The following is a 13,043-nucleotide window of genomic DNA, read 5'->3' on the forward strand; positions in this document are numbered from 1 at the left end:
CAATTGATATCAATGGATTAATTTCGTTGGCACGAAGCCTGCTACGGCCTGTGTGCCGCCCGTTGGGTGGCTCATCCGACAAAAACAATAAACAGGTGACTCGATGAGCAAGACCGTACTGTCAAGCGTGCCGGCACACCGCCGTCGTACTGCATTGGGCTGGGCAAAGGCCTGGACGCTGGGCCTCGCCGGCTGCCTGGGCAGCCAGGCGCACGCCGTGGATGTGGACGCCGGGGACTACACCGCCTTGCCCGAAGGCACCAACCTGGGCATGGTCTACTACCAGCATGCCGAACGTCGCTCGCTGTACGCCGGTGGCCACAAGCAGCCGGTGCGTGCCGGGCTGAACTCCGACATCGGCATTCTCAGGGGCGTGCACTTCATGAAGCTGGGCGGGTTCACCATCGACCCGCAGTTCCTGCTGCCCTTCGGCCAGCTCGAAGGCAAGCGCGACACCTCGGGCCTGGGCAAGAGCGATGGCGGCATCGGCGACCTGATCCTGGCCTCCACCGTGTGGCTGGTGGAGCGCCCGGAAGAAAAGACCTATTTCGGCATCACCCCGTTTCTCTACGTGCCCACCGGCCGCTACGACCGCGACGACGCGCTCAACATCGGCGAGAACCGCTGGAAGTTCGCGCTGCAGGCCGGCTATATCCAGGGCCTGGGCGACAAGTGGTGGCTGGACCTGATCGGCGACGTCACCTGGTTCGGCAAGAACGACGACGCCACCTCCGCCGGCCTGACCCTGCGCCAGTCCGCGCTGTACCAGGGCCAGGCGTTCCTGCGCTACCAGCTCACCCCGAGCCTGGACCTGCGCGTGGGCTACTCCAGGTTGTGGGGCGGCGAAACCCGCCTGGACGGCGTCGACCAGCACGACAAACCCGACACCGCCAAGTTTCTGGTGGGCGCAGGCTGGTTCGTCACGCCCAAGACCCAGCTGCTGTTCAACTATGGCCGTGACCAGTCGGTGGAAAACGGTTTCAAGGAAGGCGACCGCTTCAACGTACGCCTGATGCAGGTGTTCTGACCCGCACCTGCAGCCATCACCGAGGACACCGAACATGAAAAAACCTTTGCGTACTTCATTGCTGATGCTGTGCCTGGCCACCCCGCTGGCAGCCCTTGCCGCCGGGGTGGACGAGGCCGCCATCCGCGCCACCGAACAGGCCGGCGGCGAGTGGCTCAGCCACGGCCGCACCTATGCCGAACAACGCTTCAGCCCGCTCAAACAGATCGACGCCAGCAACGTCAGGTCACTGGGCCTGGCCTGGTACATGGACCTGGACAACACCCGCGGCCTGGAGGCGACACCGCTGTTCCACGACGGGGTGATCTACACCTCGATGTCCTGGAGCCGGGTGATCGCGGTCGACGCCGCCAGCGGCAAGGAGCTGTGGCGCTACGACCCCGAGGTGGCCAAGGTCAAGGCCCGTACCTCGTGCTGCGACGCGGTCAACCGCGGCGTGGCACTGTGGGGCGACAAGGTCTACGTCGGCACCCTGGACGGGCGTCTGATCGCCCTCGACGCCAAGACCGGCAAGGCCATCTGGAGCCAGCAGACCACCGACCCGGCCAAGCCCTACAGCATCACCGGCGCGCCACGGGTGGTCAAAGGCAAGGTCATCATCGGCAACGGCGGCGCCGAATACGGCGTGCGCGGCTTCGTCTCGGCCTATGACGCCGACACCGGCAAACTGGCCTGGCGCTTCTACACCGTACCGGGCGACCCGGCGCTGCCCTACGAGCACCCCGAACTGCGCGAAGCGGCCAAGACCTGGCAGGGCGACCAGTACTGGAAGCTCGGCGGTGGCGGCACGGTGTGGGACAGCATGGCCTACGACCCCGAGCTGGACCTGCTCTACGTCGGCACCGGCAACGGCTCGCCGTGGAACCGCGAGGTGCGCAGCCCGGGCGGTGGCGACAACCTGTACCTGTCGTCGATCCTCGCCATCCGCCCCGACACCGGCAAGCTGGCCTGGCACTACCAGGTCACCCCGGGCGACAGCTGGGACTTCACCGCCACCCAGCAGATCACCCTGGCCGAGCTGAACATCGACGGCAAACCGCGCAAGGTCCTGATGCAGGCGCCTAAAAACGGCTTCTTCTACGTGCTCGACCGCACCAACGGCAAGCTGATCTCGGCCGAGAAGTTCGGCAAGGTCACCTGGGCCGAGAAGGTCGACCTCGCCACCGGCCGGCCGGTCGAGGCCCCTGGGGTGCGCTACGAAAAAGAGCCCATCGTGATGTGGCCCAGCCCCTTCGGCGCGCACAACTGGCATTCGATGTCGTTCAACCCCGGCACCGGCCTGGTGTACATCCCCTACCAGGAAGTACCCGGTGTGTACCGCAACGAAGGCGAGGACTTCGTTACCCGCAAGGCATTCAACACCGCCGCCGGCTTTGCCGACGCCACCGACGTGCCGGCCGCCGTGGTCAGCGGCGCCTTGCTGGCCTGGGACCCGGTCAAGCAGAAGGCCGCCTGGAAGGTGCCGTACCCCACGCACTGGAACGGCGGCACCCTGAGCACCGCCGGCAACCTGGTGTTCCAGGGCACTGCGGCGGGGCAGATGCATGCCTATTCCGCCGACAAGGGCGAGGCGCTGTGGCAGTTCGAGGCGCAAAGCGGCATCGTTGCCGCGCCCATGACCTTCGAACTGGCCGGGCGTCAGTACGTGGCGATCATGGCCGGCTGGGGCGGCGTGGCCACCCTGACCGGCGGCGAGTCGATGAACCTGCCGGGCATGAAGAACCGCAGCCGCCTGCTGGTGTTCGCCCTCGATGGCAAGGCGCAGTTGCCGCCACCGGCCCCGGCGCCCGCCAAGGTCGAGCGCGTGCCCCAGCCCGTCACCGCAGCACCCGAGCAGGTGCAGGCCGGCAAGCAGCTGTATGGCCAGTTCTGCAGCGTGTGCCACGGCATGGGCACCATCAGCGGCGGTTTGATCCCCGACCTGCGCCAGTCCAGTGACGCCACCCGCGAGCACTTCCAGCAGATCGTCCTGCAGGGCGCGCTCAAGCCACTGGGCATGCCGTCGTTCGACGACTCGCTCAAGCCCGAGGAGGTCGAGCAGATCAAGCTCTACGTGATGTCGCGCGAGTACGAGGACTACATGGCGCGCCACAAAGCCGCACCTTGAATCGCACCGGCGGCCTGTGTACGTCACAGGCCGCCGGTCGGGTGCGTGTTGGTGCTCCGGGTCGATCTGGTCTTTTCTGAAAGAAGTCACATCGCTGGCAGTCTTTGTGACTTCAACGCAAGAGCCCGATTGCCCCTGGAGCCACTGCCATGTCCGCCATCCCTTCGCGCAGCCCCCGCAGGACGCCACTTGCCCGCAACAAGGACGTGACCGCGCTGGTCCCGGACTTCCCGTTCCACTACGCCGACTACCTCGCCGCCGCCCGTGCCGCCGGCCAGCCGCTGTGCCGCGTGCCGCCCGAGTGCTGGGGCCGCAAGGTGCTGGTGGTCGGCGCCGGTATCGCCGGCCTGGTGGCGGCCTACGAACTGCTGAAGATGGGCCTGCACCCGGTGGTGCTGGAGGCCGGCGAGCGCATCGGCGGGCGGCTGTATTCCAGGGTCATGGGCGACCCCGGTGCCGAGGTGATCTGCGAGCTGGGCGCCATGCGCTTTCCGGTATCCGGCAAGGCGCTGTTCCACTACTTCGACAAGGTGGGCATGAGCGCGCAGTCGGCGGACTTTCCCAACCCCGGCACAGCGGCCGCAGTCAGCACCGTGGTCGACTACCAGGGCCGCGTGAAGTACTACGAGCACGACAGCCCGGTGTTCCCCGTGCCACCGGAGTACCTGCAGCTCGAAGAGCAGTTCTTCGATACCTTTCTGGCGGGCGCGCCGTTCCACTTCCATGAACTGGAAACCGCCATGACCGAAGGCAGCATCGACCAGAAAGCCATCAAGCGCCTGTGGAATGCCATCGTCCACTGCGGCGCCGGCCGCAGCTGGGACGACGTCAGCTTCTACCAGGCCCTGCTGCAGGAGTCGGGGTGGAGCCGCGAGCAGATCAACCTGTTCGGCCAGATCGGCTTCGGCACCGGTGGCTGGAACACCGACTACCCCAACAGCATCCTCGAAGTGCTGCGGGTGCTGTACACCGGGCTGGATGCCAGCCACCGGCTCATGTACCAGGGCGCCGATGCACTGCCCAGGGCGCTGTGGACGCAATCGCCCACTGCGTTGGGCGACCCCTGCGCCAACGGCCAGGGCGACAGCAGCGTCGAGTCGATGACCCGCCAGGTATTTGCCGAGCCGTTCAACCAGGAAGTCCGGCATATCAGCCCGCTGGCGAACGGTGAGTTCTCGGTACTGGTCCACGACCTCAAGCGCGATACCAGCGCCTGGCTGACCATCGGCCACGTGGTCTACACCCCGCACCTGCGGGTGCTCGACAAACTGCGCGCCAGCGGCACCGTGCCGCAACTGAAGGCCATGGACGCGCTGCTGCCCAGCGCGACCTGGGAGGCCGTCAAATACACCCACTACATGCAGTCGGCAAAGATCTTCGCGGCCACCCGGCGGCCCTTCTGGCACGAACGACCGGGGCCGATGCAGGAACGCACGCTGAGCGTGACGCTGTCCGATGGCCTCACCCGTGGCACCTACCTGGTCGATTACGCGCAGGCGCCAAGCGGCTACCGCGGCAGCGGCATCTTCCTGTCGTACACCTGGAACGACGATGCGCTGAAGTTCCTGGGCGACCGCGCCAGGCCGGCGCCGCAGCATGCCCAGCTGTGCACCACGTTGCTGCAGGCCATCTACCCCAACGTGGACCTCGCCGCGCACTACAGTGCCAGCAACACCTTCGTCGAGTTCAACTGGGAGGACCAGCCGCACTACCTGGGCGCCTTCAAGATGAACCTGCCCGGGCAGTACGCCTACCAGCGCAGGCTCTTCGCGCAGTTCATGACCGGGGTGGGCAGCGCCACGCCCTACGGCTTCGTGCTGGCCGGCGACGACGTGTCCTGGACCGGTGGCTGGGCCGAGGGCGCGGTCACCAGCGCACTCAATGCCGTGAACAAGATTGCCGTGTGCCTGGGCGGCGCGAGCGACCCGAGCAACCCCGGCCCGGTGGAATCCTGGGCCGACCTGCAACCGGTCGAACTGCGCTGAAGCTATCCACAAAAAAAGTGGGTAGCTCTGTGGATAAAGCGCTACACGCTGCGTACCACAAGGGCTGCGTCAGTTTGATTACAAACTGAACAGCTTCCCTGGGTATGCGTCGGGGGCTGTTGGCCACTGTGCCAAGTTCGTCATGCCCGTGGTCCGAATCGATCAAGCCCGGCCCCGGTCGATGGGGCACGATGGGCGGTCTGTCCAAGGAGCTGACCATGATTCGACTGACCCTTACCCAAGCCCATGAACTGGCAGAGTCGATCCTGCTGCACAACGGTTTCAACGCGGCGCACGCCGCAGCCGTGACGGCCACGGTGGTCGCCGGGGAGCGCGATGGCTGCGCCTCCCATGGGCTGTACCGGGTGATCGGCTGTGTGAACTCGCTCAAGGCCGGCAAGGTGTCGGCGGCGGCCGAGCCGCAGGTGATCGACCAGGCGCCCTCGATCGTGCGTGTGGATGCTGCTGGCGGCTTCTCGCAGCTGGCGTTCCAGGCCGGCTTGCCGATGCTGCAGGCCAAGGCCCGCAGCAACGGTATCGCGGCCCTGGCCATCAACCACTGCGTGCACTTTTCGGCGTTGTGGGTCGAGATCGAACAACTGACCGAGGCCGGCCTGGTGGCGCTGGCGTGCAACCCCAGCCATGCCTGGGTGGCGCCGGCCGGGGGCAGCCAGCCGGTATTTGGCACCAACCCCATCGCGTTCGGCTGGCCGCGTGCGGGCGCCAACCCGTTCGTGTTCGACTTTGCCACCAGCGCGATTGCGCGCGGCGACATCGAGCTGCATCGGCGCGCCGGCAAGGCCATCCCCGAAGGCTGGGGCGTGGATGCCCAGGGGCAGCCGAGCACCGACCCGAACGTGGTGCTCGACAGTGGCGCCATGCTGACCTTTGGCGGGCACAAGGGCTCGGCGCTGGCGGCGATGGTCGAGCTGATTGCCGGGCCGCTGATCGGCGACCTGACCAGTGCCGAGTCGCTGGCCTATGACGCGGGCAGCAAGTCCTCGCCGTACCATGGCGAGCTGATCCTCGCGCTGGACCCGCAGCGGTTTCTGGGGGCGGGCGCCGAGGCGCACCTGGCGCGGGCGGAGGCGGTGTTTGCGGGCATCGAGGGGCAGGGTGCGCGGCTGCCGTCACAGCGCCGCTTCGAGGCGCGCAAGCGCAGCCTGGAGGAGGGCGTGCAGATCCCCGAGGCGCTGTACAACGACCTCAAGGCATTGCTGAACTGATCCTTTCGCCGGCAACGCCAGCTCCTGTAGGAGCCGGCGTTGCCGGCGAAGAGGCCCGTCAGCCTGCCACTGCCTCCCGGCTCTGCACCCCCTCCACCAACCGCACAATCCCCAACGGGTTGCCATCCTGCAACGCCGCCGGCAGCAGATCATCCGGGCAGTTCTGGTAACACACCGGCCGCAGGAACCGATCGATCGCCAGGCTCCCCACCGACGTCCCCCGCGCATCCGAGGTGGCCGGGTAGGGCCCGCCATGCACCATCGCATCGCACACTTCAACACCGGTCGGGTAGCCATTGAACAGCACCCGCCCAACCTTTTGTTCCAGCAGCGGCAGCACCTGGGCAAATTGCGCCAGGTCGTCGGCTTCTGCAATCAGGGTGGCGGTCAACTGCCCATGCAGGCTCGCCAGCGCGCTATGCAACTGATCCGCATCGGCCACTTCCACCACCACCGTGGTCGGCCCGAACACCTCCTCCTGCAACAGCGCATCACCGTCGAGCAGCAAGCTCACATCTGCCTTGAACAGCTGCGGCTGCGCCTGGTTGCCCTGTTGTTCACGGCCCGCCAGGTGGCTCACCCCAGGGTGCGCCTGCAACGCCTGTACGCCCTTGGCATAACTGCGCAGGGTGCCGGCATTGAGCATGGTCTGCGCCGGCTGCTCGCCCAGCGTCGCCGCCAAGTGCGCAACAAACGCCGAAAACTGCGGCGAGCGCAGCCCGATCACCAGCCCGGGGTTGGTACAGAACTGCCCGCAGCCCATCACCACCGACGCTGCCAGCTCCGTGGCGATTTTCTCGCTGCGCACCTGCAGCGCCTGCGGCAGCACCAGCACCGGGTTGATGCTGCTCATTTCGGCAAACACCGGGATCGGCTGCGCCCGCGCCGCCGCCATGTCGCACAGCGCGCGCCCGCCCTTGAGCGAGCCGGTAAAGCCCACGGCCTGGATCGCCGGGTGCTTGACCAGCGCCTCGCCCACCCCGGCGCCATAGATCATGTTGAACACGCCCTCGGGCATGCCGGTGCACTCGGCGGCGCGAATGATCGCGTTGGCCACGTGCTCGGCCGTGGCCATGTGCCCGCTGTGGGCCTTGAACACCACCGGGCAGCCGGCCGCCAGCGCCGCTGCGGTATCGCCCCCGGCGGTGGAGAACGCCAGCGGAAAGTTGCTGGCGCCGAACACCGCCACCGGCCCCACGCCGATACGGTACTGGCGCAGGTCCACCCGTGGCAGCGGCTGGCGCTCGGGCAATGCGCGGTCGATGCGTGCACCGTAGAAGTCGCCCCGGCGCAGCACCTGGGCAAACAGGCGCATCTGCCCGCTGGTGCGGCCGCGCTCGCCCTTGATCCGTGCCGTGGGCAAGGCCGTTTCGCGGGTTACCAGCGCGACGAAGTCATCGTCCAGCGCGTCCAGCTGCTCGGCTATGGCCTCCAGAAACTCCGCCCGGCGCCCGGCCGGCAGGTTGCGAAACGTCGGGTAGGCCGCCGCTGCGGCGCGGGCGGCAGCGTCCACTTCCTCGGCGGTGGCCTGGGTGAAACGGTACGGCAGGGCGTCGCCGGTGGTGGCGTCATGGCTGTGCAGGGTGATGCTGCCGGCGGCGCTGCGCGCACCGCCGATGTAGTTGTGGCCGATGATCTCGGTCATGCAGACCTCCTGTTGAAAGGGTTGGGCTCAGGCCAGCGAGTTGCCGCGAGCGCTGGCGGTGTCGGTGCTGGCGGCAACCCGCTCGGCCGACTCGGCGTCGACCAGGTGCAGCGACTTGCCACGGGTTTCACGGGTCAGGCCGACGGCGACGATGGAGATCGCCGCGGCGCCCACCAGGTACCAGGCAATCGGCGTCGAGCTGTTGTACTTGTTGAGCAGGGTGATGGCGATCAGCGGTGCCAGGGAGCCGGCGAAAATCGGCGCCACCTGATAGCACAGCGACAAGGCGGTGTAGCGCACATGGGTGGGGAACATCTCGGCCATCAGCGCCGAGTAGGGCGCATAGGTCATCGACTCGATGGCAAGGCCCAGGGTGATCGCCGCCATGATCAGCCAGTTGTTGCCGGTGTCCATCATCGGGAAGCCGACGAAGCCCCAGAACGCGGTCAGCACCGCACCGGTCAGGTACACCGGCTTGCGCCCCACCAGGTCGGACAGGTAGCCCATCAGCGGGATCAGGAAGAAGTGCAGCAGGTGCGCGCCGAACATCAGCAGCAGAATCTGCGAGGTGTCCTTGTGCACCACCAGCTTGAGGTAGGTGATCGAGAAGGTCACCACGGTGTAGTACAGGATGTTCTCGGCAAACCGGGCGCCGATGCCCACCAGTACCGAACGCCAGTGATGGCGCAGCACTTCCACCACACCCAGCTGCTGCACCTTGTGCTGCGCCTGGCGGGCCTGGGCCTGCTTGAAGATCGGGGCATCATCCACGCTGGTGCGGATCCAGTAGCCGATCAGCACCACCAGTGCCGACAGCCAGAACGCCACGCGCCAGCCCCAGGCCAGGAACTGCTCCTCGCTCAGGGTGCTCGACAGCGCCAGCAGCGCCACCGTGGCCAGCAGGTTGCCCGCCGGTACGCCGGCCTGCGGCCAGCTGGCCCAGAAGCCGCGACGGTTGTCCGGGCAGTGCTCGGACACCAGCAGAATCGCGCCGCCCCATTCGCCGCCAAAGGCGAACCCCTGGATCAGGCGCAGCAGCACCAGCAGGATGGGCGCGGCGTAGCCGATGCTGTCGAAACCGGGCAGGCAGCCCATCAGAAAGGTGGTGATGCCGACCACCACCAGGCTCAGTTGCAACAGGCGCTTGCGCCCGAACTTGTCGCCATAGTGGCCGAACACCAGGCCGCCCAGCGGGCGGGCCAGAAAACCTACGGCGTAGAGGGCGAAGGCGGCGATGATGCCGTCGATGGGGCTGTCGGTCTGGCGAAAGAACAACTGGCCGAACACCAGTGCCGAGGCCGTACCGTAGAGAAAGAATCCATACCATTCGGCGACGGTACCGGCCATGGCGGCCGCTACCACACGCTTGAGGCCCGCCGGGGCGGTGGTTGCGCGGGGAGAGGGGTGTGCAGTGCTCATGCTGGCGTTTCCTGTGCAGGCGCAAGACAGAAAAACTGGCGCGCCGGGTGGGCCCCGCAGAGAGGCCCGCCCGGCACTCACTCAGAGGCCGACATCCGGCAGTTCAGGGCGATTGGCCAGGGCCTTGGCCATGATCTGCTCGACGAACTCGCGGTCGTCCTTTGGCAGGGCCAGGCGCGGTGGACGGGTCAGCGCGCTGCCGCGACCGGCAATGGCTTCACACAGCTTGATGCACTGCACCAGGTCGGCGCGGGCATCCAGGTGCAGGATCGGCATCAGCCACTCGTAGATCGGCATGGCCTCGGCAAAGCGTCCGGCCTTGGCCAGGCGGAAGATCGTCTCGCCCTCCTTGGGGAACACGTTGGACATGCCCGACACCCAGCCCTCGGCGCCCACCGCGATGCTTTCGAGCACCACGTCGTCGAGGCCGGCGAACAGCACGAAGCGGTCGCCCACCTCGTTGCGCACGTCGATGAAGCGGCGGGTGTCGCCGGAGGAATCCTTGAAGCACACCACGTTGTCGCAGTCGGCCAGGGAAATCAGGATGTCCGGGGTCACGTCGTTTTTGTAGATCGGCGGGTTGTTGTAGACCATCAGCGGCACGTCGGCATGCTTGGCCACGTAACGGTAGTGCTCGGCGGTCTCGAACGGCTTGGAGCCGTACACCAGCGCCGGCATCAGCATCACCCCGTCCACGCCCACCTTGCGCACCGCGTTGGCCACCTTGGCGGCCTGCACGCTGGTGAACTCGGCCACGCCGCAGATCACCGGCACACGCCCACGCGAGGCATCCACCGCCACTTCGGTCACGGCAATCTTTTCTTCGGCCGTCAGCGAGGTGTTCTCGCCCACCGAGCCGCACACCACCAGGCCCGACACGCCGTCGCGGATCACGTTGGAAATCACCTGGTGGGTTTTTTCCAGGTTGATGGAGAAGTCGTCGTTGAATTGGGTGGTGACCGCAGGGAACACGCCACTCCAGTTGATGCGCTTGCTCATTGGTTGTCTCCGGTGGTTGTTAGTATTTCGTATACGATATTTTATGTGTGTGAAGCAGACCAGCGTTATTTCGGGGTTTTTGCTGGTCTTTTTGCTTAGGGTTTGTGAATCAAGGGCTTAGCGATCAGGCGCCGGGCCAGGTGTCCGACAGTCGGTAGCCTTGTGGCCACGGGTCGGCAGGGTCGAGCAGCAACTGATGGGTACCGGTGATCCAGGCACGCCCCGAAATGCACGGGTAGATGGCGGCGCGCCCGGCCACTTCGGTCAGCGAATCGATGCGACAGTGGAACTCCGAGCCCAGGATCGAGCGGCCGATGAAGCGTTCGCCCACCTGCATCAGGCCCTTGGCCTGCAACACTGCCATGCGCGCCGAACAGCCGGTGCCGGTGGGGGAGCGGTCGATCTTGCCGGGCTGGATCACCACCGCGTTGGCACCGGTGGCCACGCCATTCTCCATCACGATGGGCGCGGCGATCTGGCAGAACGAGATATGCGACCAGCCGGGGTTGAGCGGGTGCACAAAACCCAGTTGCTCGTTGGCGGCGCGGGTGATCTTCAGGCCCACCTCCACCAGGTCGGCGGCCTCGTCGGGGCGAATGGCAAAGCCCAGGCGCTGGGCATCGACAATCGCGAAACTGTCGCCGCCATAGGCGGTGTCGACCTGCAGCGAGCCCACGCCCTCGACCTCGATCCAGGCGTCCAGGCGGTCGGCGAAGGAGGGCACGTTCCTGACCTCCACGCGCTGCACCTTGCCGTCCCGGCATTCGGCCACGGCCTCGATCAGGCCGCCGGGGGCTTCGAGCACCAGGCGGGTCTGCGGCTCGGTCATCGGCAGGATGCCGCTGTCGAGCAACACCGTGGCCACGCACAGCGAGTTGGAGCCGGACATCGGCGGGGTGTCGGCCGGCTCCATGATGATCCAGCCCATCTGCGCGGCCGGGTTCTTGGGCGGCACCAGCAGGTTGACGTGGCGGAACACGCCGCCACGCGGTTCGTTGAGCACGAAATTGCGCAGGGTGTCGTCCTGCGCGATCCAGCGCGACTGTTCCCACAGGGTGTCGCCCGGTGGCGGCGCGACGCCACCGACAATCACATCGCCGACCTCGCCTTCGGCGTGGCAGCTGACTACATGAATCACCTTTGATGAACGCATTGCCTGGCTCCTGATTGATTGGGGCTGCTGCGCAGCCCATCGCGGGTCAAGCCCGCTCCCACAGGGTATGGGCTGATCTGTGTGGGAGCGGGCTTGACCCGCGATGAGGCCCCTGGTTACTTCACTGACTTGAGAAACGCCGCCGTCTCCGGCTGCTGCGGGTTGCCGATCACCTGGTCCGGCGAGCCGATCTCGTGCACCAGCCCGTTGCGAAAGAACGCCACCCGGTCCGACACATCCCGCGCAAAGCGGATCTCGTGGGTCACCAGCACCATGGTCATGCCGTCCTCGGCAAGCATGCGCATGGTGTCCAGCACTTCGCCCACCAGTTGCGGATCGAGCGCCGAGGTGGCCTCGTCGAACAGCATGTAGTCCGGCGACATCGCCAGCGCCCGGGCAATCGCCATGCGCTGCTGCTGACCACCGGACAACTTGCCGGGGAAGGTCTTGAACTTGTCGCCCAGCCCCACGTGGGTCAGCTGCTGGATCGCCAGTGCCTCGGCTTCCTCGCGGCTCTTGCCCAGTACCTTGCGCGGCGCCAGCATCACGTTCTCCAGCACCGTCAGGTGCGGGAAGGCATTCCACTGCTGGAACACGATGCCGATCTTCTGGCGCAGGCGGTTGAGGTCGGTGGCGCGGTTGTGCACCTCGATGCCGTCCACGCGAATGCTGCCCTTCTGGATCGGCTCCAGGCCGTTGATGCACATCAGCAGGGTCGACTTGCCCGAGCCCGAACCGCCGATGATCGACACCACCTCGCCCTTGTTCACCGTCAGGCTCACGCCCTTGACCACTTCCAGGTCGCCGAAGGATTTGTGTACGTTGTCGATCTCAATCATTTTCTTGCCACCTTCTTTCCAGTCGGGCGCCCAGGCGTGCGACCACCAGGCTCATGACGTAATAGATGAGGCCCGCGATGCACAGCACCAGCAGGGGTTCCTGAATCCGTGTGACGATGGTCTGGGAGGCGCGCAGCAATTCGACGATGCCGATCCACATCACCAGCGCGGTGTCCTTCATCACGCTCAGCACCAGGTTCAGCCAGCCCGGAAAGGCCACCCGCGAGGCCATCGGCAGCACGATCCAGCGCAGGTCCTGCAGGTAGCTCAGGCCCAGCGACCGGCTGGCCCGGCGCACGCTGGGCGGTACCGCCAGCACACCGCTGCGCACGATCTCGGTGAAGTACGCCGCGGCGTACACCCCCAGCACGATGCAGCCCACGCTGAAGGCGCTGATGTTCAGGCCCACGATGCTCTTGAACGAGTTGAACAGCACGAACTGGATCAGCAGCGGCACGCTGCGAAACACATCCAGCACCCAGGCCAGCGGCAGGCTGGCGCGTGGCAGCAGCGCACGCAGCAGGCCGAACACCAGCCCGGCCACCGAGCCCAGCATGATCGACCAGAAGGTCAGCTGCAGGGTGACCCAGGCCCCGTCGAGCAGGAACAGCATGTCGTTCCAGGTAAAGCTTGTAGAAAACAT

The 13,043-nt window shown here is 66.4% G+C and carries 10 protein-coding genes; 4 read left to right on the forward strand and 6 right to left on the reverse strand.

What is annotated here, in order from left to right; all coding sequences use genetic code 11:
* Positions 1–103: 103 nt before the first annotated feature.
* From JZZ72_RS02345 to JZZ72_RS02360, 4 genes are all read left to right on the forward strand, one after another.
* Entirely contained in the window at positions 104–1,027 is a 924-nt protein-coding gene (locus tag JZZ72_RS02345; RefSeq protein ID WP_210013993.1) for a transporter, read from the forward strand.
* 34 nt (positions 1,028–1,061) lie between these two features.
* Positions 1,062–3,134, forward strand: a complete 2,073-nt coding sequence (locus JZZ72_RS02350) for a PQQ-dependent dehydrogenase, methanol/ethanol family (protein ID WP_210013994.1) — start codon at positions 1,062–1,064, stop codon at positions 3,132–3,134.
* Between the two features lie 149 nt (positions 3,135–3,283).
* The gene (locus JZZ72_RS02355) at positions 3,284–5,119 is read left to right on the forward strand and encodes a flavin monoamine oxidase family protein (RefSeq protein ID WP_210013995.1); all 1,836 of its coding nucleotides are present in this window, start codon (positions 3,284–3,286) and stop codon (positions 5,117–5,119) included.
* A gap of 218 nt (positions 5,120–5,337) precedes the next feature.
* Positions 5,338–6,345 carry an Ldh family oxidoreductase gene (locus JZZ72_RS02360; protein ID WP_054916121.1) on the forward strand — a complete coding sequence of 336 codons (1,008 nt, stop codon included), beginning with the start codon at positions 5,338–5,340 and terminating at the stop codon, positions 6,343–6,345.
* 58 nt (positions 6,346–6,403) lie between these two features.
* Here the strand turns inward: JZZ72_RS02360 and JZZ72_RS02365 are convergent, their stop codons facing one another.
* The 6 genes from JZZ72_RS02365 to JZZ72_RS02390 all read right to left on the reverse strand — a co-directional run bounded on the left by JZZ72_RS02365 (position 6,404) and on the right by JZZ72_RS02390 (position 13,043).
* A complete protein-coding gene (locus tag JZZ72_RS02365; RefSeq protein WP_210013996.1) occupies positions 6,404–7,990 on the reverse strand; it encodes an aldehyde dehydrogenase (NADP(+)) in 1,587 nt (528 codons plus the stop codon).
* Between the two features lie 27 nt (positions 7,991–8,017).
* The gene (gene abaF / locus JZZ72_RS02370; RefSeq protein WP_210013997.1) at positions 8,018–9,409 is read right to left on the reverse strand and encodes an MFS transporter; all 1,392 of its coding nucleotides are present in this window, start codon (positions 9,407–9,409) and stop codon (positions 8,018–8,020) included.
* An 81-nt stretch (positions 9,410–9,490) separates the two neighbouring features.
* On the reverse strand, positions 9,491–10,408 hold the full coding sequence (locus tag JZZ72_RS02375; RefSeq protein WP_043861054.1) for a dihydrodipicolinate synthase family protein: 918 nt from the start codon (positions 10,406–10,408) through the stop codon (positions 9,491–9,493).
* 124 nt (positions 10,409–10,532) lie between these two features.
* Positions 10,533–11,561 carry a trans-3-hydroxy-L-proline dehydratase gene (locus JZZ72_RS02380; protein WP_054916117.1) on the reverse strand — a complete coding sequence of 343 codons (1,029 nt, stop codon included), beginning with the start codon at positions 11,559–11,561 and terminating at the stop codon, positions 10,533–10,535.
* A 116-nt stretch (positions 11,562–11,677) separates the two neighbouring features.
* A complete protein-coding gene (locus tag JZZ72_RS02385) occupies positions 11,678–12,400 on the reverse strand; it encodes an amino acid ABC transporter ATP-binding protein (protein WP_054916116.1) in 723 nt (240 codons plus the stop codon).
* On the reverse strand, positions 12,393–13,043 hold the full coding sequence (locus JZZ72_RS02390; RefSeq protein WP_043861057.1) for an amino acid ABC transporter permease: 651 nt from the start codon (positions 13,041–13,043) through the stop codon (positions 12,393–12,395). The genes JZZ72_RS02385 and JZZ72_RS02390 overlap by 8 nt, the downstream gene beginning before the upstream one ends.

The sequence above is a fragment of the Pseudomonas palmensis genome, assembly GCF_017848315.1.
Classification (GTDB): domain Bacteria; phylum Pseudomonadota; class Gammaproteobacteria; order Pseudomonadales; family Pseudomonadaceae; genus Aquipseudomonas; species Aquipseudomonas palmensis.

Excerpts from the sequence above, each read along its gene's own strand:
- JZZ72_RS02345 (WP_210013993.1), top strand. The coding sequence starts at position 104 with ATGAGCAAGACCGTACTGTCAAGCGTGCCGGCACACCGCCGTCGTACT.
- JZZ72_RS02350 (WP_210013994.1), top strand. The coding sequence starts at position 1,062 with ATGAAAAAACCTTTGCGTACTTCATTGCTGATGCTGTGCCTGGCCACC.
- JZZ72_RS02355 (WP_210013995.1), top strand. The coding sequence starts at position 3,284 with ATGTCCGCCATCCCTTCGCGCAGCCCCCGCAGGACGCCACTTGCCCGC.
- JZZ72_RS02360 (WP_054916121.1), top strand. The coding sequence starts at position 5,338 with ATGATTCGACTGACCCTTACCCAAGCCCATGAACTGGCAGAGTCGATC.
- JZZ72_RS02365 (WP_210013996.1), bottom strand. The coding sequence starts at position 7,990 with ATGACCGAGATCATCGGCCACAACTACATCGGCGGTGCGCGCAGCGCC.
- abaF (WP_210013997.1), bottom strand. The coding sequence starts at position 9,409 with ATGAGCACTGCACACCCCTCTCCCCGCGCAACCACCGCCCCGGCGGGC.
- JZZ72_RS02375 (WP_043861054.1), bottom strand. The coding sequence starts at position 10,408 with ATGAGCAAGCGCATCAACTGGAGTGGCGTGTTCCCTGCGGTCACCACC.
- JZZ72_RS02380 (WP_054916117.1), bottom strand. The coding sequence starts at position 11,561 with ATGCGTTCATCAAAGGTGATTCATGTAGTCAGCTGCCACGCCGAAGGC.
- JZZ72_RS02385 (WP_054916116.1), bottom strand. The coding sequence starts at position 12,400 with ATGATTGAGATCGACAACGTACACAAATCCTTCGGCGACCTGGAAGTG.
- JZZ72_RS02390 (WP_043861057.1), bottom strand. The coding sequence starts at position 13,043 with ATGTTTTCTACAAGCTTTACCTGGAACGACATGCTGTTCCTGCTCGAC.